General features: G+C 29.4%; 31 protein-coding genes. 30 read left to right on the plus strand and 1 reads right to left on the minus strand.

The features are described from left to right. The first annotated feature begins 34 nt into the window (after positions 1-34). The 8 genes from argF (at position 35) to BUB36_RS01280 (ending at position 9613) form a co-directional block, all read left to right on the plus strand. Complete coding sequence (gene argF / locus BUB36_RS01245) at positions 35-1081, plus strand: ornithine carbamoyltransferase (RefSeq protein WP_073146573.1); 1047 nt, start codon at positions 35-37, stop codon at positions 1079-1081. 27 nt (positions 1082-1108) lie between these two features. Next, positions 1109-2215 (plus strand): agmatine deiminase, encoded by a 1107-nt coding sequence (gene aguA / locus BUB36_RS01250; protein WP_073146574.1) that lies wholly within the window; start codon positions 1109-1111, stop codon positions 2213-2215. A gap of 60 nt (positions 2216-2275) precedes the next feature. Then, entirely contained in the window at positions 2276-3643 is a 1368-nt protein-coding gene (locus tag BUB36_RS01255) for an APC family permease (protein WP_073146575.1), read from the plus strand. A 97-nt stretch (positions 3644-3740) separates the two neighbouring features. Continuing rightward, positions 3741-4697: a carbamate kinase gene (gene arcC, locus BUB36_RS01260; RefSeq protein ID WP_073146576.1), complete on the plus strand. Its 957-nt coding sequence runs from the start codon at positions 3741-3743 to the stop codon at positions 4695-4697. Positions 4698-5109: 412 nt separating this feature from the next. Further along, the gene (locus BUB36_RS01265; RefSeq protein WP_073146577.1) at positions 5110-6849 is read left to right on the plus strand and encodes a methyl-accepting chemotaxis protein; all 1740 of its coding nucleotides are present in this window, start codon (positions 5110-5112) and stop codon (positions 6847-6849) included. Between the two features lie 288 nt (positions 6850-7137). Then, positions 7138-7533 carry a L,D-transpeptidase gene (locus tag BUB36_RS01270; protein ID WP_073146578.1) on the plus strand — a complete coding sequence of 132 codons (396 nt, stop codon included), beginning with the start codon at positions 7138-7140 and terminating at the stop codon, positions 7531-7533. 318 nt (positions 7534-7851) lie between these two features. Further along, entirely contained in the window at positions 7852-8964 is a 1113-nt protein-coding gene (locus tag BUB36_RS01275; RefSeq protein WP_073146579.1) for a hypothetical protein, read from the plus strand. A 10-nt stretch (positions 8965-8974) separates the two neighbouring features. Further along, a complete protein-coding gene (locus BUB36_RS01280; RefSeq protein WP_073146580.1) occupies positions 8975-9613 on the plus strand; it encodes a DUF2726 domain-containing protein in 639 nt (212 codons plus the stop codon). Between the two features lie 235 nt (positions 9614-9848). Here the strand turns inward: BUB36_RS01280 and BUB36_RS01285 are convergent, their stop codons facing one another. Then, the gene (locus BUB36_RS01285; RefSeq protein ID WP_073146581.1) at positions 9849-10238 is read right to left on the minus strand and encodes a helix-turn-helix domain-containing protein; all 390 of its coding nucleotides are present in this window, start codon (positions 10236-10238) and stop codon (positions 9849-9851) included. A gap of 188 nt (positions 10239-10426) precedes the next feature. On the opposite strand from BUB36_RS01285, the gene BUB36_RS20310 reads away from it, so the two are divergent. The 22 genes from BUB36_RS20310 (at position 10427) to hepT (ending at position 24160) form a co-directional block, all read left to right on the plus strand. After that, a complete protein-coding gene (locus BUB36_RS20310; RefSeq protein ID WP_278247793.1) occupies positions 10427-10561 on the plus strand; it encodes a hypothetical protein in 135 nt (44 codons plus the stop codon). Beyond that, positions 10558-10728: a hypothetical protein gene (locus BUB36_RS19535; RefSeq protein ID WP_165613008.1), complete on the plus strand. Its 171-nt coding sequence runs from the start codon at positions 10558-10560 to the stop codon at positions 10726-10728. Before BUB36_RS20310 ends, BUB36_RS19535 begins: the two co-directional genes overlap by 4 nt. Before the next feature lie 709 nt (positions 10729-11437). After that, positions 11438-11674: a hypothetical protein gene (locus tag BUB36_RS01295; RefSeq protein ID WP_073146583.1), complete on the plus strand. Its 237-nt coding sequence runs from the start codon at positions 11438-11440 to the stop codon at positions 11672-11674. Positions 11675-11890: 216 nt separating this feature from the next. Next, positions 11891-12160 (plus strand): hypothetical protein, encoded by a 270-nt coding sequence (locus BUB36_RS01300; RefSeq protein ID WP_073146584.1) that lies wholly within the window; start codon positions 11891-11893, stop codon positions 12158-12160. A gap of 40 nt (positions 12161-12200) precedes the next feature. Continuing rightward, entirely contained in the window at positions 12201-12392 is a 192-nt protein-coding gene (locus BUB36_RS01305; protein WP_073146585.1) for a hypothetical protein, read from the plus strand. A 15-nt stretch (positions 12393-12407) separates the two neighbouring features. Further along, the gene (locus BUB36_RS01310) at positions 12408-12641 is read left to right on the plus strand and encodes a hypothetical protein (protein WP_073146586.1); all 234 of its coding nucleotides are present in this window, start codon (positions 12408-12410) and stop codon (positions 12639-12641) included. A gap of 25 nt (positions 12642-12666) precedes the next feature. Next, positions 12667-12972 carry a hypothetical protein gene (locus BUB36_RS01315; RefSeq protein ID WP_073146587.1) on the plus strand — a complete coding sequence of 102 codons (306 nt, stop codon included), beginning with the start codon at positions 12667-12669 and terminating at the stop codon, positions 12970-12972. Between the two features lie 8 nt (positions 12973-12980). Beyond that, positions 12981-13394, plus strand: coding sequence for a hypothetical protein (locus tag BUB36_RS01320; protein WP_073146588.1), 414 nt, complete (start codon positions 12981-12983; stop codon positions 13392-13394). Further along, positions 13384-13680 (plus strand): hypothetical protein, encoded by a 297-nt coding sequence (locus BUB36_RS01325; RefSeq protein WP_073146589.1) that lies wholly within the window; start codon positions 13384-13386, stop codon positions 13678-13680. The genes BUB36_RS01320 and BUB36_RS01325 overlap by 11 nt, the downstream gene beginning before the upstream one ends. A gap of 4 nt (positions 13681-13684) precedes the next feature. Then, the gene (locus tag BUB36_RS19540) at positions 13685-13837 is read left to right on the plus strand and encodes a hypothetical protein (RefSeq protein ID WP_165613009.1); all 153 of its coding nucleotides are present in this window, start codon (positions 13685-13687) and stop codon (positions 13835-13837) included. A 78-nt stretch (positions 13838-13915) separates the two neighbouring features. After that, a complete protein-coding gene (locus BUB36_RS01330) occupies positions 13916-16126 on the plus strand; it encodes a fibronectin type III domain-containing protein (protein WP_073146590.1) in 2211 nt (736 codons plus the stop codon). Positions 16127-16167: 41 nt separating this feature from the next. Next, positions 16168-16449, plus strand: coding sequence for a hypothetical protein (locus BUB36_RS01335; protein ID WP_073146591.1), 282 nt, complete (start codon positions 16168-16170; stop codon positions 16447-16449). After that, the gene (locus tag BUB36_RS01340) at positions 16397-17485 is read left to right on the plus strand and encodes a hypothetical protein (protein WP_165613010.1); all 1089 of its coding nucleotides are present in this window, start codon (positions 16397-16399) and stop codon (positions 17483-17485) included. The genes BUB36_RS01335 and BUB36_RS01340 overlap by 53 nt, the downstream gene beginning before the upstream one ends. A 9-nt stretch (positions 17486-17494) precedes the next feature. After that, positions 17495-17752 carry a hypothetical protein gene (locus BUB36_RS01345; RefSeq protein ID WP_073146593.1) on the plus strand — a complete coding sequence of 86 codons (258 nt, stop codon included), beginning with the start codon at positions 17495-17497 and terminating at the stop codon, positions 17750-17752. Between the two features lie 10 nt (positions 17753-17762). Continuing rightward, complete coding sequence (locus BUB36_RS01350) at positions 17763-18128, plus strand: hypothetical protein (protein WP_073146594.1); 366 nt, start codon at positions 17763-17765, stop codon at positions 18126-18128. A gap of 112 nt (positions 18129-18240) precedes the next feature. After that, the gene (locus BUB36_RS01355) at positions 18241-18837 is read left to right on the plus strand and encodes a zonular occludens toxin domain-containing protein (RefSeq protein ID WP_073146595.1); all 597 of its coding nucleotides are present in this window, start codon (positions 18241-18243) and stop codon (positions 18835-18837) included. Then, positions 18834-19496 carry a TraX family protein gene (locus tag BUB36_RS01360; RefSeq protein ID WP_073146596.1) on the plus strand — a complete coding sequence of 221 codons (663 nt, stop codon included), beginning with the start codon at positions 18834-18836 and terminating at the stop codon, positions 19494-19496. Before BUB36_RS01355 ends, BUB36_RS01360 begins: the two co-directional genes overlap by 4 nt. Before the next feature lie 580 nt (positions 19497-20076). Further along, positions 20077-20277, plus strand: coding sequence for a hypothetical protein (locus BUB36_RS01365; RefSeq protein ID WP_073146597.1), 201 nt, complete (start codon positions 20077-20079; stop codon positions 20275-20277). 109 nt (positions 20278-20386) lie between these two features. Beyond that, complete coding sequence (locus BUB36_RS01370; RefSeq protein WP_073146598.1) at positions 20387-21466, plus strand: hypothetical protein; 1080 nt, start codon at positions 20387-20389, stop codon at positions 21464-21466. Positions 21467-21635: 169 nt separating this feature from the next. Beyond that, on the plus strand, positions 21636-23204 hold the full coding sequence (locus tag BUB36_RS01375; RefSeq protein WP_073146599.1) for a recombinase family protein: 1569 nt from the start codon (positions 21636-21638) through the stop codon (positions 23202-23204). Positions 23205-23289: 85 nt separating this feature from the next. Then, entirely contained in the window at positions 23290-23733 is a 444-nt protein-coding gene (mntA, locus tag BUB36_RS01380; RefSeq protein ID WP_073146600.1) for a type VII toxin-antitoxin system MntA family adenylyltransferase antitoxin, read from the plus strand. Beyond that, positions 23726-24160, plus strand: a complete 435-nt coding sequence (gene hepT / locus BUB36_RS01385; protein ID WP_073146601.1) for a type VII toxin-antitoxin system HepT family RNase toxin — start codon at positions 23726-23728, stop codon at positions 24158-24160. Before mntA ends, hepT begins: the two co-directional genes overlap by 8 nt. Positions 24161-24166 lie beyond the last annotated feature (6 nt).

Genomic DNA, 24166 nt, shown 5'->3' on the forward strand with positions numbered 1-24166 from the left:
AACAAAATATAAAATAAAAAAGGAGATGAAAAAAATGAAATTACCATCATCAAGTGCAACAGATTTAAACAAGAAAAATATGAGACATATGATTACTATGAATGACTTTACAAGAAAAGAAATTGATGACATGTTAGAATTGATGGCTTTATTGAAGGAAGCAAGAAAAGACAATGCAATTCCACAATTATTTAAAAATAAATCAGTAGCAATGATTTTTGAAGCAGGTTCAACCCGTACTAGAGTATCCTTCGAAACTGCTGCAACATTGTTAGGAGGACATGCATTATTTTTATCACCAAGGGATATTCACTTAGGTGCAAAGGAGTCAATAGATGATACAGCAAGGGTATTATCTAGAATGTGTGATATTATAATGGCTCGTACTAATAGTGGAGAGACAACTAAAGCATTGACTAAAATGTCAACTGTACCAGTAATAAATGGTTTGGATTGTGTATATCATCCAACTCAAATGTTAGCTGATATCTTTACAATGAAGGAACATATGCCAGAGGGAAAAGAACTATCTGATTTGACAGTGGCATTTATGGGTGATGCAACAGATGTATGCCGTTCATTATTATTGACATGTACTAAATATGGAATGAAATTTAAACAAATTGGACCTAAGAAATATCATATGCAAGAAGAATGGCTAAAACTTGCTGATAAGAATTGTGCTGAAACTGGTGCTTCTTACGAGATAACAGAGGATGTTTCAAAGGTTTCAGAGTGCAATGTGATCTATGGTGATAGTTTTTATTGGACTACTCAATTAGATGAAAAAGAAGAAAGATTAGCTGCATTTATGCCAGATTATGTAATTACTAAGGAATTGTTGGATAAAGCAGCTCCTGGTGCAATATTAATGCATTGCTTACCAGCAAACGATAAGGAAGAAGTTACTCGTGAAGCATTGGATGGAGATCGTAGTGTGGCTTTTGACCAAGCTGAAAATAGATTAACTGCACAAATGGCAATTTTAGTTTATTTTACCCACAAATATAATGTAAAACCTAGTGAAGAAACAATTAAATATCATGAAGATAGAATCAATAATTTTTTAGAAAGATTATAAAACAAAAAAATACTGGAGATGAAGGAAATGGCTAAAAAATTAAAAGGAACACCTAAACAAGATGGCTTTAGAATGCCTGGAGAATTTGAACCCCATAAAGGTTGCTGGATGGTATGGCCTGAAAGAACAGACAACTGGAGATTAGGTGCAAAGCCAGCTCAAAAAGCATTTGTTGAAGTGGCAGAAGCTATAGCAAAATATGAAGATGTTACAATGTGTGTATCTCAGAGACAATATGAAAATGCTAGACAAATGTTAAGTAGCAAGATTCGTGTTGTAGAAATGTCAAATGATGATTCTTGGATGAGAGATATAGGGCCAACATTTGTTGTAAATGATGAAGGTGAAGTTAGAGGTGTTGATTGGCGATTTAATGCATGGGGAGGGTTAGTAGATGGATTATACTTCCCATGGGATAAGGACGATCAAGTAGCAAGAAAAGTTTGTGAAATTGAAAATATAGATTATTACTCTTTAGAAGATTTTGTTTTAGAGGGTGGGTCAATTCATACCGATGGTGATGGAACTGCAATTGTAACTGAAGCCTGCTTACTACATGAAAGCAGAAATCCTAAAATGACAAAAGAAGAGATTGAAAATACATTGAAGGAATACTTAGGAGTAGAAAAGGTTTTATGGCTTCCTAATGGTATCTATCTTGATGAAACTAATGAACATGTAGATAATATTGTACATTACTGTGCTCCAGGGGTATTAGTTCTTGCATGGACAGATGACGAAAATGATCCGCAGTATCCTCTTTCAAAGGCAGCTTATGATTATTTGTCAAATGAAACTGACGCCAAGGGTAGAAAGCTTGAAATACATAAATTACACATTCCTAGTGAGGTATTAATTACTAAGGAGGAAAGTGAGGGAGTTGATGCTGTAGACGGTACTCTTCCTAGAAACGAAGGAGATAGACAGGCAGCTTCCTATGCTAATTTCTATATTGCAAATGGGGCAGTAATTTTACCATTATTTAATGATGATGTGTACGATAAAAAAGCAATAGAAACCTTGAAAAAAGTTTTTCCTGATAGAGAAGTTGTTGGGATATATGCTAGAGAAATAATTTTAGGCGGCGGAAATATTCACTGTATTACTCAGCAGCAACCATTAGGTAAAAAATAATTGAAATAACTCTATATAGAGTTATTTCAATTATGAATATTATATAAAGGGGAGACAAAAATGGAGAACAAAACAGAAACAAAAAAAGTAAGTTTATTTAAAATGGTTTCTTTCACTGTTTGTGGTATAGTTGTGCTTGATACTTTTGTTGCTCCAGCTGCTTTAGGGGCATCATCAATAACCATTTGGCTTCTTACTGCACTATTATTTTTCATACCATATGGATTGATAAATGCAGAATTAGGTGCTGCTTACCCAGAAGATGGGGGCATATATGCATGGGTAAAGAGAGCATATGGCGATTTCCAAGCCAGCCTTGTTTCTTGGTTTTACTGGGTAAACGTGGCTTTTTGGATGCCAGCTGTATTTATTGCCTTTAGTACATGGTTTTCCATGGCCTTCGCACCAGATATGAATATATGGGTATCGGCAATGTTGGCTATTGCAATGTGTTGGGTAATAGTTTTTATAGGAATCAGAGGTGTTGATTTAAGTATCACAGTTACAAATATTGCTGCTGTATTAAAGGTTGCGGTATTGCTTGTTTTTGGTTTGTTAGGAGTTGTTTATGGAGTGAAAAATGGATTTGCAAATGATTTTTCACTATCTAGTTTTGCGTTGAGTTTTAATTTTGATACAATTGCCTTTAGTTCAGCTATTGTTTATAATCTTTTAGGATTCGAGCTTATAAGCTCTATTGCATCAGAAATTGAAGATCCTGGAAAGAACATTCCTAAAATGACTGTTTTGGCAGGAATATTAATAGCAGCTTTATATGTTATTGGTACCTTTGGAGTTCTAGCAGCAATTCCTGCAGAATCTATTGACCCTCTTGATGGTTTCTTTTATGCATTAAAAGAGTTATGTACTGTATTTGGTGGGGCACAAGATATTGTGTTTAAGGCAATTATTCTTGTAGGATTATTCACTTTAGTATCAAATATGATTTCTTGGACATTAGGTGGAGTTGAAGTTCTTGATGAAGCAGAATTTACAAAGAAAACAAAGCTTCTTGGACATAGACATCCAAAATATGATACACCTGATTATTCATATATATTGATGGGTGTGATATCAACTATATTAATTGCTATGAACTTTGTTTTAAGCGGAAGTGCCAACGATGCTTTTTGGACTATTTTATCCTTTAGCTTCTTGGTTTTCTTCTTACCATATTTATGGTTATTCCCAACTGTAGTAAAATTAAGGAATACTGACGTAGATACACCAAGACCATATAAAATTCCTTTGGGTAAATTTGGGCTCTATTTTTCAAGTATAATAGGATTTTTATTTATAGCTGGAGGTATAATCCTATTGTTTGTTACTGGAGAAGGATGGGATCCATTATATCATCTTACTTTAATTATAGGTACTGGAATTACAACAATATTTGGTATAGGACTTTATAGAAAAAGCCTTAAATAATATATACTTTATTAAAGGTTTGTTCTATATAGTTTCAGGAAATTTATATAATATTATCATTACATCTAATTGAAGAAATTGTTGGAGGAAAATGAATATGCAAGATAATAGCAAATTAAATAGAATTGTAATAGCTTTAGGAGGAAATGCCTTAGGAAATACGCCTAAAGAACAACAAGAAAAAGTAGAAATAGCAGCAAGAACACTTGTAGAACTTATTAGTCAAGGTAATGAAATCATTATTAGTCATGGAAATGGTCCTCAAGTTGGTATGATCAATTTGGCTTTTGAAGAGGCTTCAAAAATCAATAATAAAATTGTTCCAGTTGATCTTCCAGAGTGTACAGCAATGAGTCAGGGGTATATTGGTTATCATCTTCAAAATGCTATAAAAAAAGAACTTAATAGACAAAACATGCCTTGGCATGTAGCTACTGTAGTAACACAGATAGAAGTTGATAAGAATGATGAGGCATTTAAAAACCCTAAAAAACCAATAGGAAGCTTTTATACAAAGGAAGAAGCGGACAAGTTAATGGCGGAAAATGAAGGGCTAGTTATCAAAGAAGATGCAGGAAGGGGATACAGGAGAGTAGTGCCTTCACCATTGCCAAAGGATATAGTAGAAAAAGAATGTATTATGAACATGCTTGATAATGAATTTATAGTTATTGCCTGCGGTGGTGGCGGTGTACCAGTTGTAAAAAATGATGATGGGAAATATGAAGGAGTGCCAGCAGTTATAGATAAAGATTTTGCTTCTGCTAAACTTGCAGATACCGTTAATGCAGACTATCTTTTCATTTTAACAGCGGTAGATCGAGTTTCTATTAACTGGGGAAAACCAAATCAAAAAGATTTAGAAAGTATAAGTATAGAGGAAGCGGAAAAATATTGTCAGGAAGGACATTTTGCTCCTGGTAGTATGCTTCCAAAGGTGAAGGCAGCCATTGAATTTGTAAAAGGTGGTAAGGGAAGAAAAGCAGTTATTGCTTCTTTAGAAAAAGCCTCCCTTGTTATGGAAGGTAAAAGTGGAACTGTAATTCATAGTTAATACAAAATCATATTAGAGAAATACAAAAATGGGAATCTTTAAGTTATAGCGATATAAAAAAGATTCCCATTAATATGTTTTAACTGTAATAGATGTGTGATTGTGAAAATTAATGAAGAAGGACTAATCTTACAAGTTTTTGATAAATCTTTAAAATCATTCTTTTTTTATTAATTTTCTTAATCACATATCTATAGATATTTTGGTAAAATGGTATAAAAAAACAGGTTTATTACATGAGCCAAAAGGAAATATTAAAACTCTCGTGATAGAAACTAGCACAATGGGTTAAATTAAGTTTATTTAAAATTAAAACTAAACAATTTACATAAATTGAGAATAATGATATTATATTCTTTGGGTTAGTACATTTAAAAGTATTGAATTCATACATACAAGGGAGGTAACTGCTTTGAAAGACAACAAAAGAGGGAGTTTGAAATTTAAAATTGGGATTATGACAAGCATAGTTGTAATTTTAACTGTTGCAACTATTGCATATATAAGTTATGGTTATATTACTTCTTCTAACCAACAATTAATCGGTGAAAAAGCAAGAGCTATAGCTAAAGCTGCAGTTATAAATATTGACGGAGACAAGTTTAAAGAACTTACTAAAAAAATGGATGATAAGGATAAATACTATAATGAGTTAATAAAAACCCTTTATATGATAAAGGAGGAAACAGGTGCTACATTTTTATATACTCTAGCCCAAAATGATGACAGCACTTATAAATATGTTGCAGACGGTAGCGATGTGCCTGGTGGTGAAAATTTTTCTTCCATTGGGCTTGAAGAGTCAGTAGAAGTTTTTGATGGTGCAGATAAGGCGTTTGATGGAGAAGCAGTTTATTCTGAATTATATGATGCAGATGAGTATGGATTTTTATTATCTGCATTTGTGCCTATAAAGGATTCAAATGGCAATATTGTAGGTGTGTTAGGATGTGATTTTTCAGCAGAATCAGTGTTAGAGGTTTCTAGACAATTTAAGACTAATATTTCAATTGTTTTGATAATCATAGGTATTTTAGTTAATATAGTTGTTATGTTATCAAGCTATAAAATCCTTAGTCCTATAGATTATATTCTAAAGGTTATAACCGAAATGGGAAATGGATACTTTTCTGAGAGCATGGATTCCAAATTGTTGAAGAGGAAAGATGAAATAGGGATAATTGCTAAGGGTATTAATAATATGAAAGAGTCCTTAATAATCTTAATAAATAGGATAAAAGATGAGTCATCAGCTATAAAAGCTGAAGTAGATAATGTTATGATAAATGCAAGTATTTTAAGCAAAAATCTAGAAGAAATATCTTCGACTACAGAAGAATTATCAGCTAGTATGGAAGAAACTACTGCCTCATCAGAGGAAATGCTGGCGACATCTAAGCAAATTGAAAATTTCATTCTATCCATAGCAGAGAGAGCTAAAGAAGGTGCACTAGCAGTTGATAAAGTAACGAAGAAAGCAGAGGATACTAAGAAAAATGTAATAAAAACTCAAGAAAAAGCTGTGGAAATATTTGATGATACAAAACAAGAACTTCAAAAGGCTATAAAGGAATCGAAGGTTGTAAATCAAATTAATGTATTATCAAAATCAATTATGGAGATAACAGAACAGACTAATTTACTTGCATTAAATGCTGCAATTGAAGCATCAAGAGCTGGAGAAGCAGGAAAAGGTTTTTCGGTTGTTGCTGAAGAAATGCGAAAATTATCAGAACAATCAAAGGATACTGTTTTAGAAATTCAAGAAATAACAAAAAGAGTAATAGGTTGTGTGGAAAACCTTTCTAATAGTTCTAATAGTTTATTGGAATTTATGGCTATAGATGTTGATAATGATTATAAAAAAATGCTTAATATAACGGAAGAATACAGTAATGATGTAAAGTTTGTGGGTAAATTAGTTAGTGAATTTAGTTCTACGGCTGAAAAACTTCTTGATTCTTTACGAGACATTGTTTCATCTATTGATGGAGTGGCTTCAGCAGCTAACGAATGTACAGGTGGAATTACAGATATAGCAAATAGAGTTGTTGATTCAAATAATAAATCCAATGAAGTTGCTAATCAGGTTATGAAATCAAAAGAAAATGCTGAGAAATTAAAGAAAGAAGTAGATAAATTTAAGTTATAGTATTTATATAACTAAGAAAATTGAATAATATATTTAAAGAATTTTTGCGAGCAAAATTTAGTAGATAGAGTCAAGAAATTTATCTTTATATTGCATTTCAAAAAAATTGTTAGTGTTAATTATGCAAATTTCTTAAATATTTGTATAAGGAATAAATAATAAATTTATATATAAGTACAATTATTACAATATTTGAAAAACTAATTGAACCAATGGGCTTTTATAAATAGCTTAATTGTCATATGCATATATTACCCCTACATATAAATATATATGTGGGGGTGACTTGTGTTGAAGAGGTCATTTATTTGGATAATTATATGTATAGTATGTATAAGTATTTTAATGGGAGTTGGGGAAATTGTATTTAAAGACATGGAGCTAGCACAGTATTTAATAGATACTTTTAAAAATAGAGAAATAAAAGAATATGGACTTTGGGAAGAAAAGAAAATGAAGGAAAATCCAAATTATAACAACTTAGCTATATTTATTGATATAAATTCTAAAATTTTGGAACTTATAAACTTAGATAATAATGAAGTAGTAAAAAGATATATAATAGCAAGCGGAAAGCAGAGTACACCTTCTCCAATAGGGAGCTGGAGGATTATTAACAAAGGAAGGTGGGGACAAGGATTTGGAACTAGATGGATGGGGCTTAACGTACCCTGGGGGAAATAAAAATAAGAATACATTTAACTAGGTAAGAAATTACCTAGTTTTCATTTTTTTTGAAAATACTATGAAGGAAAATGATAGAAAATGTAGAATAAATATGATATTAAAAAAATAATGTAAAAATATAATATGTTAGTTTTTTGCAATTTACTTTCATAAGGATTTTTTTCCTTTCTAGGTATTCAATGTATTTGAGAATATATTAATAATTATACATTAAGTGGGGGAAATCCTTTTTGAAAGCGTTAAAAAATATAATTTTTTTAACAGTTGTAGACTTCTGCAACTGACTATAAATATTATTAATAGGGGGATGAATGGATGACTTCTTATCAATTATTGGAGTTTTATGAACAACTTTTTTCTAAGTTGTATAATTTGGAAAAATCTATTAGGGATATTAAATTATTAATTGATAAAATAACTCCGTATGAGAATGAACTTCTGCAGCTTATTTATACACATGGAGTTAATTCTATAAATAATGATATTAAAAATAGTATGAATAAATCTAGAAATAATATTGTAAATTATGTTAATGAATTTATGAAAAAATTTGACTTGCTAGAAAATCATAAAATTTTTACATCTACAGAAATTGAAATAAATAATTACATAAGTGATAATAGTGAATTGTTTAGAACAGAAATAGAATCTATAGAAAACTTATTTAATCATTTAAGTAGTGTATATGAAAATCTATTAAAATATTCTATAAGTAAAAATAATAGCAATTTAGTTCTATTAATTGAAAATATGAAAAGTGTACATAATGCTTATGTAAATATATTAGATAGTTATAGAGCAATTAATGATTACATCGAAAAAACAGAAGCAAAAATTGATGAAATTAAAGGTTATAAAACTTTGGAATTGCAATTTTATAATGAGGCTGATAGTATTTATGATTATATAAATTACCTTGCACCTATGAATGAATGTTACGAAAAAATATGTAATTTATTTAATGTTTCTCCAACTCAATACCCATTAAAGGTTATAAAAGTTGAGTCAGGTTCATGGTTTCAAAAGTTATTTGGTGCTGAAAAAGTGATGGAGGCATTAGCATATTTAATCACAAAAGTAGTTGATTATGTGTATTATACATTTACTAAGGAGGGGCAGATTGCAAGTCAAAAACAGTTATTTGATTTACTTTTAACAGATGCTCAATTAATTAGCAAATATAAAGATTTAGGATTTGATATAGATATTGATGAGGAAGAAGTTAAAAAGACTCATTTTATGGCAATTAAGTCTGTTCAAAAAATGATATGTAAAACATCAAAATTAAAAGTTAATGGTGATATATTTAGTATTGATAAGGCATTTGAACAACAATATTTACTTGAATCTAGAAAACTAATAATAGAGAATAAATTGTCTATTAATAATGAATTAGAGGAAAATAATTTTTTAAATTCTAAGAATTAGAGGGATGATTATGGAAATTATAGAAATTTTAAAATTATTAACTGGGAAAATAATATCACTTGTATTAATTTTATTTTTTATATTTGTTGTGATTCTTTTATTTGTTACTTTAATTGTTAAATACATTAGAACATCAAAACAATTAAAACAAATCCAAAATAAACCACAAAGATTAGATTATGAAATTCTTGAAATAAATGAATTAGAAGAAATTGAAAAAATACCAGAAACTAAAGAATTATTGCCTTATAAGAAGAATAGATTTTTGCTTACTAGAGCAGAAAATAATTTCTATAAAGTTTTAAAGCTTGCATTAGAAGATAATTATGTAATATGTCCTAAAGTTAGGCTAGCTGATATTATTTATGTATATGGTTCAGACAATAGACAATCATATTTCAATAAAATTCAATCAAAACATATAGATTTTTTAATATGTAATGATATTTATTTAAATCCTTTATTAGCAATAGAATTAGATGATAGTTCTCACTCGAGTAAATATAGAATTGAAAGAGATGAATTCTTAGATGATGCTCTTGAAAGTGCTGATTTACCAATTTTAAGATTTAGGGCCAGTTATTCATATAGTCCTAATTATATTAAGGAAAAAATACAAGAAGTATTAAAAAAAGAAAAAGTTAGTTAATTTTTAAGACTTAATCGTAAATAACGATTAGGTTTTTTTTATATTAATATTAGTTGAAAGATTTAGTAAAAATGGTATAATAAAACCAAACACAAGTTCGCATTTTGCCACTGGTTTATAAAGAATAGAGATTCAAGGGGGCAACAATGAACACATTAAAGAAAGAATTAAAAGAATTGCTTAAGAAAAGTTATATAACAAATAAAAACAAGCTTAAAGATAATATAAGAAAAAATTAATTACCCTCAAGCTTGTTAGTCATTTCAATAAAAGCTTCAATTTCTCTTAAAATTTTTTCTCTTTTCTCCGGGGTGAGTTCTTCTCCCGGTTTTATTTTACCCTTCTTTATATATATTTCAATGATTTCATCAGCTAATTTATCAGCTTCTTCATCAGTTAAATAGCCATCAACTTCATTAGGATTGTTAGTTCTGCCAAGTAAGTAATCAACAGAAACATTGAAATAATCAGCAATAGCTTTTAAAGTATCTTCATCTTTAGGAAACCTCTCATTTGTCTCGTAATATCCTATAGTTCTACTAGAAATATTTAGTATTTCACCCAATTTTTTTTGAGATAATCCCTTTTCTGTTCTTAATTTTTTTAATTTATCCCCAAATCGCATATTTTGTTCCTCCTTACAAGTATAATATAACAAAATTAATAAAAGATAAATAATTAAGAATAAAATATTCTTAAAAAGTGTTGACAAGAACAAACTATTCGTATAATATATAATTATCAAGAACAAAATATTCTTAAATCAAAATTTAAGAATAAATAATTCGCAAAGATTTCAAGGGGGAGAAAAAAATGATTACAACTGAACAAAAATTTGAGGTATGTGAAGCAATATTAGAATTTGCGGAAAAGAAAGGAATAGAATACGAGGACGCAGTTGATATGTTTATGGAAGTACTAAACTATGAGAGTGGTGACAGAAGATGAGATTTTATGAAGGAATGAATCCAAAGGCATTGATTTTAGTTCTAGAGTCAATAAAAAGAAAAGGTCAAGCATATAGAGGAGAGAAAATGGAAGTTATAAAAGCACTATGCAATCAAGGATATACAATGGAGGAATTGCAAAATATATGGGCTAATGCTCCGATGTAGAATAACAAGGTGGTGATACCATAATTGAAATAAACAAAGAAATTTGTAAACTTGCAATTTCTTGGTTAGCTTTCGTTATTTTAAATTTAATTGTTATAGACGGAATGAATTTTAAGAATATATACCAAATAAAGGGTTTTAAAAACAAATTATTTCAATGCTTAAATTTCGTATTCGTATTATTAATTAAAATCCTAGATATAACATCTCCGTTAATATTTTTTTGTATAGCTTTGCCATATGGTTCTGTAAAAGCAGGAATAAAGGACATAGATTATTTTCACAAATTTGCTGAACCGTCATATTATTTATATTTACTTTTATTTAGTGTATATTGTGGATTAAAACAATGTATTAAGAATGTAGTAAGCAATAGAAATAATAAGGAAAATAGTTGCTTTAATTCTTTTTTTTAACAGGGACAAATAAAGCTAATGACCAAAAGATGATGAATGTAATTATTGTTTGAATAAGATTATATTTAAAAACAAATAAGCTTAATAAATCATTTGAGAAATCTGTAAAAGATGGTTTGTACCCTTGTAAAATTTTAAATATTGTATCTATAATTGGCATTGTGAAACACCTTCTAAATGTTTTTTTTAGAAGTATTGTACCATAATTTAATTAAGTTTTAAAACTGAGTAAAAACAGTGGAGCGTAGGGTTTGCCCTAATCTCCCTTAAACAATAGGTGGTGATACTATAAATTGGAAAGGTTAAAGTTTTACATTACTGCATTTGTTAAATCTGCTTTTGAAATTTTGTTCTTAACATCTGCAAGTGGTTTTATAATGTTTAACACTATTAAAGGTGAAATATTGAATAAGGATTTAATGCTAAGGGTTGTTGCCAGTAGTATCTGTTCCGTAATATATGCTTTAGGATTGTATTATTTAATAGTATTGTTAATTGGGTTGTTATTTAGGAGAAAGCATATTCAATAATTTCATTAAAAGTTCAATTGGTTTAACTTTGATTATTATAGTAATTATTATAAAAGCTGCAATTATTAATAGTCCAATACTTGAGTTAAAATTTTTGATTCTCAAATATAACACCCTTTCTGAAGCTGTATTATTAAAAAATTATAACATATAAGGAAAGATTTACAAATACAAAAAATAGCCTTTGGAAAATAAGGTGGTGATACTATTAAAAATTTGAAAGTTATTAGTAAGGCAATGATTAAAGCATTAAAGCCATTAGCATTTATTGTTTCAAGTGTTTATGTGTTAATTATATGTCTTGGTAATTATGGGGGCAGTATTGAATTTATCGCAAATGTATTAGATATGTATACAGTTGAAATGTTTGAATTAATCTTGTTTTATTATTTGCTTATCAGTTGTGGACAGTTATTAATTGAATTGATTAAAGAAATTAAAAGTATATATATAAGCAAAAAACTAGGAAATAAATTAATCTCCTAGTATGTTGAAGAAGAATTATAATATTAGGAGGAATAGGGAAATGACATATCCCACAGAAGAAGCGAAGCTGATAAACCACATTAACAGTACATATGACATTAAAAGGTATAAAACAGAAAACTGTAAGCATATGGCACTTGGAAAAATCATAACTGACAAGCTTACAGGAAGAAGAACGCTAATCTGCTATGACTTATTAAATCAAAGGATAATTGAAAAGAAATTAAATTAATAGGGGGTGGTTATATTGATATGTCCTCATTGTGGTCAATGTATTTATGAAGATGATTTAGAAGATGATATTGATATTAAGAATGAAGATTATTTAATGGAAGATATGGATTTCGAATTAGAAGAAGATGATTTGAATACGTATGATGAATTTGAAGAAGAAATAGAAGAATTTAATGAAAAAAGAAGAGGACTTTTTGATATGGATTTAAATAATGAAATAGATTTAGATTATATTGATAAGTTTTAAATAAGAAAAAAGGAGGAAAAAGTAAATGTATGTAATTGCAGAATTTAGAGGAAGAACAGAACCAAAACAAGTAAAAAAGGACATAGTATTATGTCATACTCAATTCCTTATTGAAGGAAAAAACTTTGACAGAACAATAGGACTTACAGCCTTCAATGAAGATGTAAAAAAGGTTCAGCAGCTTAAGAAAGGACAAATAGTGATTTTGGAATTTAACCAAAGATTCAAAAATGGATATCTAAATTCCACATATATAAATCACATAGCAGACGACAAAAAAGTTGCTCAATTTCAGCAGATAGTAAACTTTAGCGAAAAAGTTCCTAGTTAGGTGATAACATGCCGACAATAGCACTAGCAGGTTTTGCAGTAGGATTAAGAAAATCATTATCAGAAAAGGACTATTGTGTCTTAGATTTAATGCAGTTTGGAGATAATCAAAAGCCTAGTGAAGTGATACAACTTATATCCTACGATAATGAAATAAATAACTGGCTTAACAATAACTATAACAATGGAGAAATAAAAGCAATATCTACCATATGCTATGAAACAACAGGAAAAAGAGGTTTGCTATACAGCCTTGAAAAAATAGACTACTTTGGTGGAGTTGGACAAGTAGGGGCAGTAACAATAAATCTCCCAGAAAGGCTGCTAGATAAAGTTAAACAAGAAAAAGATGTAAATGAGTTAGTAGCAAATTTATTAGAGGAGCATTATAAGCAGAAGGAGCAGGTGCAAGATGAAGCATAGGATATTATTAATAACTATAATGATAATAGCTTTAAGCAGTTCAATGATTTATGCTAGTGAGCCTTCTCCTTCATCAGATGTAAATGTATATGTAGATATGGATTCAGTAGTAGATGAACTAGTAAAGATACAAGAGCAAATAGCAGAAATACAAACAGAAATAGACGATAATGAGCAGTATTTAATATCAGTATCAAAATATATGATATTATCATTCTTTGTAATATCCATAACAGCAGGGTATTACATAGGATATTCACTAGCAAAAACTAAAATAGGAAGGTAATAAAATGGGTTGGTACTTAGATTTTGTAGAAATAATTATATATTTATTAGTAATGGTTATGATGTATCATCTGTTATTTAACGGACTATTCTGGTTCGTATCAGATGGCAAAGATGTTCAGAAGGTAGAGGTAATAAACTATGGAAATAACAAATGATTTAAGCTATTTTCTATATTCCATACTTTTAGGCTTATTCGTAAGTATGGTGAAATCAATATTTAATTAGGTGATTATATGAAAAAGTTGGTTTTATTGTTGACAATTTTATTAGTTTTTAATTTATTAGGTATTCAAAGTTTTGCAATTAGTTATATTGGACTTTTGGATTCTGAAAGTTATACAATGTCACAAAGTAATGTGAGATATGAACTTAGTAGGATTGTAGATAATGTTGCAAATGATTCTTGGAGTAATGGTTGTGGATTTGAAGTGGGTTCATATATTGACTTTATTTTCGATGAAATTCAAGATATTGATTCTGTTGTGTATGATACTTCTATGGATTATAATATGAAGATTATTTTTTATGGTGAAAATGGATTGGTAATTTATGAAAAATCTTTACCTGGAGCAGCAAGTGGAGGGTCTATTAATGTTCAAGTGGAAGGAGTTAAAAGAGTTAGGTTGTATCGATATTCTGGTTCTGGTCGTTCATTATTTGAAGAAATAGATTTTACTCCGATGCTTCCTAAGATGGGTGATTTAGTATGTACATATGATACCGCTATAAGCAAAATAAATTTATCATGGAATGATTTAGGAGAAGGTGTAACCTATAAGTTATATCTTAACAATAATTTAATAGAAACTTTTGACAATAGTACATTAAATTATACTATTAATAATCTTACATCAAATACAACTTATGAAATAAAGATTATTGCTAGTAAAGAAGGTTATAGAGATGCAGTATTTATTGACAACATAACAACTTTGAATTACTTTTCATTTTCACCGACTAATACAGATTCAAATGTCGGTGATACGTGGATAAATGTTAAATGGGATGAAGTAAGTGAAGCTATAGGTTATCAAGTACAAATTGATGATGGAGAAATAATTAATGTTAATGATTTAAGTTATAGATTTGAAGAATTGCAATCAGATACAAGCTATACAGTAAAGATTAGAACTGCTTTTGAAGGTGATTTATATTCAGACTGGACTATAATAAATGCAAAAACATTACTGCCACCAGAAGTACCTCCATATAAACCCGATAGTCTTGAAATACTTCAAGTTGATACTGATTCTGTAAAAGTTAAAGTATCAGACACTTTATACGCAGATAGCTACATATGGTACTTGAATAATAATATGGTAGCAGAAACAACAGAAAGAGAATACACATTTACAGGGCTTAAAGAAAATACAAGCTATTCAGTTGCCTGTAGAGCAAAAAATGAATATGGAGAATCTCGTTTTCCAGTATCAAGACTTGTTAAAACTTTAGAGATACCTAAGCCAAAAGTGACAAGTGTAAGCACGCAAAATGCAGGATATTCAGCAGGTGGTGGACTTATAAAGCAGGTAACATGGGATAGCGAAAATGTAGAAGAAGGTTTTGAACTATATGTAGATGGTGCTTTAGTAGGTGAATACGACGCATTAACAAATGAAGCCGCTTTAAACTTTGAGGAATTAGGACTTGAAGATGGATATCATGACATTGAGATAAGACCAAAGGACGCTGATGGAGTAGGGTACAAAGTAAGAATAACTAATCAAGGAACTGATAACGAAGATATGGACCAAGTTGTTGGATTTATGGATAAAGCACTTCAAGTAATAAAAAAAGGTGGTATATATTTTTTAATAATACTTATATCCTTTGGTTTATCAATGTTTGGAGCACAGTTTTTATTCAATAAATTTAAACTAAGCCTTGTAACAACAACACCGGAGCAGCTAGAAGCAGAACCAGATGAAGCAATGTCAGTAGACTTTAAAAAGAAAGACGGAATGGATAAACAGTTTAAAGAAATAGCAGACAGGGCAGAAGATGGATACTTTAGGAATAAAAAAGAGAATATTAGATTTGACAAGAACATAAAACAGGAAAATAAAGAAGCAAAGGTTATAACAAGATATGTACCAAAATACCGAATGAAAAATAAAACTGAAATGGTTGTAAAGGTATCAGCAGGATATAGAAATATAGATCTTGGAGATTTAGACAATTACCTTAAATATGCAAGAATGAATGAGTATGATAAGCAGCTAATTAAAAATGCTGTTGAGGATTGGAAAAAGAAATCTAACTTTAATAAGTTTGTGCATATAAGTTCAAACAATAAGAAATTGACGTTAGGTGGTTACAAGATGAAGGAAGAAAAGAAACCTATAGAAGGAGGTGTTAAGAACAATGTGAAAAAGACAGAGGAAGAAGTTATAAGAGAATATGAAAATAAGATATTAAACTTAGCTAAAAATAAAACCACTTAACGAATAAAAATAAAAATTTAATTTAAGGAGGAATTAGAAACATGAAAAATATTTTATCAAAAATTAAAAACAACAAAAAACTTACTGTTATGACATTAGCATTAACAATGGCATTATCAAGTGCTAGTATGTGTTTTGCAACAGGAGCAAATACAGGAAATGCTGACCTTGATACTTTGATTGGAAATATGGAAAGTGGATTAACTTCCATTAAGACAGGAGGATTGTACATAATTGGAGCAGTAATAGTAATTGCAGTTGTTTTCTTAGGTGGAAGATGGCTATGGAATCTATTTAGAAGCTGGTTATCAAGGGCAGCATAGAAATAGAAACCATAACCTAATAAATAAGCGTAATTATAGTATAACAAAGTTGGGTGGTTTTATGAATATAAAAAAAATATTTTTAGTGGGGTTGCTTGTGATAAGCAACCTCTTACTAAATACTATTCTTTTAAATAAAGTCTATGCAGAACTAAACTATTACAGAAGTGAACTAGACATAACAGAAGATGGATATATAAGATTTGGAGACAGTGAACATCCACAAGACAGTTATAATTCAATATCCTTTGATATTGATGAAACTTCTATAAGTTCCCATTGGGTTAATATACTTTTCTATGTTGATGAGCCAGGACTAATTGAAGATAGAGATGTAGATAAATTCTTAATTTTAGGAAATGGGAAAATAATAGAAGAAGTATATCTTCAATATGAAAAAAAAGAAGATGGAACCTCTGGCCCAACCTATGAATACTTAGTAAAGCCTAGTTCAACAGAATTTATAGGCAGTCAAGTAGATTTTCAGATTGTAGCAGTAGATGTAGAAGAAGTAATGGGGAAAACCTATCAATATGCAGTAGCATGGTCTGAAATATCTAATGTCTATCAATTTGACCCATTACCTGTAAGAGATAGTGAAGCAATAGAAGTATTATACTCTATTCTTTCTAAACTCCAAGAATTATGGAATAAGCTTAAAAATATAGAAGGCTTGCTTTCAAAAATATCTGATCAGATAGAAACATTACTCACACCTAGTGAAGAAGCAATGCAAAGATTTGAAAATGCTCAAAATCAATTATGGGAGAAAATGCCTAATAAGCAGGTGTCTGATAAAGCTAATGAAATAACAAATATGTTTGATGAAACTAAATCAATGCTAGATGAACCAGAATCACAATTACAATTTGGAGAAAAAAGAGATTGGTTTGGAATAGGAGTAGATGTATACCTATTTGACTTAACTGGATTTGAACAGCAGGTTAGAATGTTTAGACATTTATTGAGTGCTGTAATATGGATAGAATTTTTGTTTTTCTTACTATTCTACTTAGCACCAAAATTTGATATATAAGGTGATAAAATGCATGCTATAGATGGTATTTTTAACGCTGTAAGTGGATTTATGGAAAAGGTGGCAAGCTGGATACCCTCATTTAATATTCCATGGGAGACTTTCTTTAATAAATGGGGGCTTGTAGGATATTACTTGAGAATGGCAAATGTATTATTTCCAGTTGATGACCTATTGACCATAATGGGTTTAGTAGTAACATTCCTAAGCATACTAATGATTTTGTGGGGAATAAAGTTCTTAAAAGACATGATTCCATTTATATAGGAGTGGTTAAATGAAGAAGCTGAAAATAGATAATAAGCACCTATTTATTTTATTTAACATTTCAGGTGTTGTTATATTTCTTCTTGGGGGTGCAAAACTTTTGGCAATAATAACTGCACTGATAATGGGTTTTCTTATTGGAAAGTATCTTGAAAAAGTATTTCAGATAGTAAAGGACTATAGACTAATGCAAAAGGTTAACAAAATAAACTATAGTCAAATTGAGATTGAAAATATAAAGAAGGAAAATGAAGAATTAAAGAATTTGATATTAAGAATAAATAGAACTCAAAATACCAATGTACCGCCAGTAAAACAAAGCAATATATATGATGAACTTGAAAAGTTTGAATACAATCCAAAGATAAATTATTAATTTTAACGAGTGGGGGTGACAGGTTCGGGGGGTGATTCACACGCTCCTCGAGCCTGTCACTCCCCACGAAGTAAAATATAAAGAAGTAAAATATAAAAAGGGTGATTAATAAGTGATTGAAATAATAACAGGGCTTCCCGGCTTTGGAAAGACTTTAAATGCAACCAATATGGCATTAAAAGCAATGAAAAGAGGGAAAAAGGTTTACGCTAATTACCCAATAAAGGGTGCAGAATATGTTGAGGACCCATTTCTACTCTTTGGAAGGGTGAAAAACGCACTAATAGTAATTGATGAAATGTCAATAGTCTTTGACAGTTTAAAACTATATCAGATACCTAACAGGGTATGGATAGAACTTAGGCAGCACAGGCATGACGGAGTTGACATATTGGGAACTGCTCAAAGTATATCAGATGTAGCCTATCCAGTAAGAAGATTAATCCAGTTTGAGTATAACATATTTTTTAAGGCTCTAAGGCTTTGTGTGGTGCATGTAAGATGCCCTCAACCACGTGGTGACCAATATGGAAAAAGAATCTGGATATTAAAAAAGAAGATATGGGATTATTACGATACAACATTTAAAATACAAAAAATGAAAGATGAAGAATTGAGCGAGAATCCCTTAGAAGTTGAAAATAATTATAAACAGTTTACAGAACTTCAAAATTCCCTTATGTTTCAAAGTCTAAGGGGGCTGAAATGACTAGGGATAAGGTAAGCGACTTATTAAAGATTATAGCCATATTAACCATGTTAATTGACCATATAGGGGCTGTATTCTTCCCTAACCTATTGATATTTAGGATAGTTGGTCGCTTATCATTCCCTATCTTTGCTTATCTTTTAGTCCTAGGGTATTTTCGTACAAGCAACCTAAAAAGATATATAGCTAGATTATTGATATTTGGAATTGTATCTCAAGTTCCCTATACTTTATTGTTTGGGCTTAGATTAAATATATATTTTACATTAATAGTAGGTTTATATTTCATTTATTATTTAGATAATATGACATCTAATATTTATGATAATAGGTTTCTAATTTTATTATGTACTATGCCTTTAACTTTAGTATCAGATTATGGATTATATGGAGTTTTTACAATAGTACTATTTTTTTACTATTTAAGTGAAGATGTAGAGTTTAATAGAAAGCATTTGATTATATTTTTTACATTAACAACATTAATTTATTCAATAATTACAGGAGCATATATACAGTTATTTTCAATATTGTCATTGTATATAATCTTGAATCTTAAATTGAAGCTAAGCTGTAAATTAAGGCTTAATAAGTACCTAGCATATTCAATTTACCCAATCCATTTAACAATATTTTACATATTTAAAGTAATTGCATAAGAATGTATATCTTGTATAAATATACAGAGACATCAAAACCATACCCCTTAAACCCTTGCAATTGCTTTTTGCTAGACGCCTTTTAGAATTGCTTTAAACGTGAATAAAAGCATATATCCATATAATAACATTATGTATCTAGAAATGCCTAAAATGCGCCTATAATCGCTTATAGAAAGTATTTAAAATTTAAAACTCAATAAAAATGGCTAAAAAACAATACTAAAAATGGAAATATACATCTTATACATTTATATAAATTACCATGAGCGTAGTAAAAAAATAACTAGGGTACAGGGAAATGTGACATATAGAGCGTGGTAAAAAGTTTGACGGCTCCTGTTAGGTGTCTGAGGACCAGTAAACTGCGTATAGGGTATATAGTGACGATTAGCCGAGGGCTCGCAGGCGTGCAATATCTATGATGAAGCTATATTTTGTAAAACTTTAGCTTTTGTTAAATTAACTCTGCGGGTTTAATTCTTTTGGTATGCTATTTGCTAAATCGCGTCTTAAGTGCCCTATTCTATCATTGATAGAGAAGTATAGCTATTCAACATTAAAAAAAGGTTGTGAGTATATGAGAAGAATCATTAAGCGTAAATATTACTTCTGTATGTGTTGCAGAGAGTGGATTATAGAGGACGATATGGTTAGTTGGAATTGTAAAACCAAGAAAGGTTTTTGTCGTGAATGTGATAAAAATTTTACATATGAAGAAAAGAGAGAAATTGAGGAAGTGGGCTTTTATCAAGGAGAACAATTATCTTTTTTTGCTTAGATAAAGCTTATCCCCCCTCCTTACTAACAGGGGGGGCAGTAACGCCAACCCTTAAAACAAAAATTCTCTAGACCCTAGAGAATGACCCCAATAGAAAGGATTTGATAGTATGTTTATCCCTAATATAGATACCTTAATAGCAACTATAGACATAGAGGATTATGATATAAGAGCATATGCTTTGCTTTTGACACTAGAAGAACTTAAAGAAGAAGCAAAAAACAAGTTAAAAGAAAGCATTGCAAGTAAAGTTCAAGTGAAAATAGGAAACATGACCTTTGAAGTATTACCTAATGGGTCAAGGCATCATGCATATATACTACATAATGACTTATACGAGGTTAAATTAGCTAGATATAGAAGCAGTAGCGGAGATTCATACCCTGTATTTGTAAAGATAAAATCAGCATGTCTTTGGTCTAAAGGGTATAGAAAGGCATGGGAAGATATTAAAAGCTTTATAAACAAGTATGTAGGAGAAGTATTAACTAATAAAATATCTAGACTAGATATATGTTGTCATACCGACGAATTACAATTAACATCAAGTGATATAGATAGATTTTCAGGTAAATTTAGAAGTGATGAAATCTACAGGAGTGACAGAAAACTATCTGGCTTTACTTTTGGAAGCGGAAAAAATAAAAATGTATTTTGCAGAATCTATAATAAAACTTTAGAAGTAAAGCAAAAGAGGCAAAAAACATGGTTTTTTGATATATGGGAAAAACAAAATATGGATATAGAAAATGTATGGAATGTTGAATTTCAGCTAGGAAGAAAATTCTTTAAAAAACATGAAATTGAGACAGTAGAGAAGGCTTTTAAACAATTAAAACCAATGTGGGAATACTGTACTACCCTATGGATTACAATGAGAGATTTAACCAATACAAGAAAAGACAGATGTGATATAAACGAAACTTGGTTAAGGCTTCAAGATACTTTTAAAAACTTTGAGGGTAAGGAGTTAATAACTAGAGATAAGCAGTTGGAAAGAGAATCAGAGGTCCTTATTCCTTCGATAATGGGATATCTGACTACATATTCAGCTAGAAGCAATATAAAGGACTTAGGTGACAGTTTAATGAATGTGATTAATAAAGGTCTTAATTATTTAGAAAATGCTAAAAAATCTAATTTCACAATAGAGGTAGCAAAGAAACAATCATTGTTAAAGGAATGCTGAATATATTTATTATAAAGATTCATAAAGGGGGCTTGATATTAATATGAAAAAGAAAGAGTATGAAGTGATTAGAGAATTTTCCAAAACAAAAACTTTAGAAGAAATATTAATTAGTCTTTTAAGAGAAAGGCTTTCTAAGGAAAAATATGCATGTTAATAGGTGAGAAACATGTTTGATGATATAGATGTAAAATACAAGGATTTTAAAGTAGGGATATACTGTAGATTATCAAGGGAAGATGAAGGAGACTATCAATCGGAATCAATAAAAAATCAAAAAGACTATTTGATAAAATACGTTTTAGAAAAAGAATGGACTATAGCAGATATATATATAGATGATGGATATACAGGAACTAACTTTGATAGACCAGACTTTCAAAGACTTATAAATGATATAGAGAAGGGAAAAATTAATTTAGTTATAACAAAGGATTTAAGTAGATTAGGCAGGGACTATATAAGTACAGGCTATTATTTAGAAAAATATTTTCCTGAGAATAATGTTAGATACATAGCTGTTAATGATGCAATAGATACATATAAAAATAGTGCAGGTAATGATATTTCACCTTTTAAATCAGTAATAAATGATATGTATGCTAAGGATATATCAGTTAAAGTTAGGAGTACATTAGATACTAAGAGAAAAAAAGGTAAGTTTATAGGGGCATTTGCTCCTTTTGGTTATAGAAAGAGTAAAGACGATAAGAACAAATTAGAAATTGATGAAGAAACAGCACCAATAGTAAGGAGAATATTTCATCTGTATCTAAATGGTTGTGGAATTAGTAAAATAGCACATATTTTAAATGATGAAGGTGTAATATGTCCTACACAATATAAGCAAAGAACAACAAATTACAAAGGAACAGTAATTAAAAGCCTGTGGAATCATAATACTGTAAGAACAATACTTAAAAATCCTACATATATGGGCTGCTTAGCTCAAAATAAATATAAAAAAGTCAATTATAAGTCTAAAAAGCTAAGGACATTGTCGGATAAAGAATGGATTATAGTAGAAGATACACATGAGCCTATAGTAAATAAAAAAATATTCTTAGATGTTCAAGAAATGATGAAAAGAAAATATAATAAGGAATATAAAGGAAGGAAATCTAACAGGCTTTTTTCAGGATTTGTTTATTGTGGAGACTGTAAAGCTTATATGACCTATACTAAAACATCATCAGAACTATACTTGATTTGCTCAACCTATAAAAGATATACTTCAAAATATTGTTCAAGACATGGAATTAAAGAAAAGGACTTGAAGCAATTAATAATTGAAGATATTAAAGCTTTATCCGAATACGTAAATAGTAATAAACTTGTAAAAGCAGCAAATGAAGAAACAAAATTTGATTTAAGAAAAGAATTTAATAATCAAATTCAAAAATTAGATAATAGAATTAGAGAATTGAAAACTATTATTAATACTTTATATACCGATAAAGTAAAGGGTTTAATAAATGAGGAAGAATTTTTAGAGATGAAGAAGGATTTTAGCATTGAAAAGGAGAAATTACAAAATAGATATGATAATATTAAAATGCGACTTAATGAATATGAAAAGGACAAAAAAGAATCAGAAAGAATAAGCAATATAGTAAACAAGATAATGAATATGGAAGAATTGGATAGATATGCTTTAGAGCAATTAGTAGATAAGATAGAAATATTTGAAGATAAGAAGATTAAGATACATTATAATTTTATTAATCCAATAAACTGATGAATATATTATATTTCTATGGTAAAATAAATTTAACTTATCCCAGCTAAGTAGTAAAATTTTAAAATACAAGTGAGGATAGAATATGGCACAAAAGAATTTATGTGAGATCAGAAATAAATTAAAACCAAAATTAAATAGGATTGTTTCATTTTATAATATCAAGCTCATGTATGTATTTGGTTCCTATGCTAAGGACAAAAATAATAAAAATAGTGATTTAGATATTGCTGTACTCTTAGAGAAAGAATACAATCCTATTGTTAAATTGAATATTATTGGAGATTTAGTAGAAATCTTTAAAAGAGACGATATTGACCTGGTGATTTTAAATGATGCAAATCCAGTATTAAGACATCAAATTATTAAGCATGGCAAAATTCTATATGAAGATAGCGAAGAAACCAAGGTGAATTTTGAAGTTAAAGTTTTAAAGGAATATATGGATATGGAGCATTTTAGGAAAACACAGATGAAATATATTAATCAGTGGTTCCACACATTGGAGGATGAAAAGCTATATGACTAAAAGTATTTTAGAAGTAATACAATTAAAGATAAAGGAATTACAAAAAAATTTAATTCTATTAAAATCGGTATCGGATAATATAAACGAAGAAAACTTAAAGGAAGATATGATAAAATATTGGGGAATTGAAAGAGGACTGCAAATATCTATAGAATGTATTATAGATATTTCAAATATTATAATATCTTCACTAAATATGGAAAAGCCAGATACATATAGAGAAAGCATTTTATTTTTAGAAAAAGAAAAAATATTACCAAAGGAATTTGCTAAGAAAATAGCAAATATGATTTCATTCAGAAATATACTAGTACATGATTATATGAGAGTAGATGAAAGAATCATGATTGATATATTAAAAAATCATCTTGGGGATTTTGTTAAATACATTAATTATATAAATGCTTGGATAGAAAAGGAATATTAAATTTTT

It is taken from the genome of Paramaledivibacter caminithermalis DSM 15212, from assembly GCF_900142245.1.
Lineage (GTDB): Bacteria > Bacillota > Clostridia > Peptostreptococcales > Caminicellaceae > Paramaledivibacter > Paramaledivibacter caminithermalis.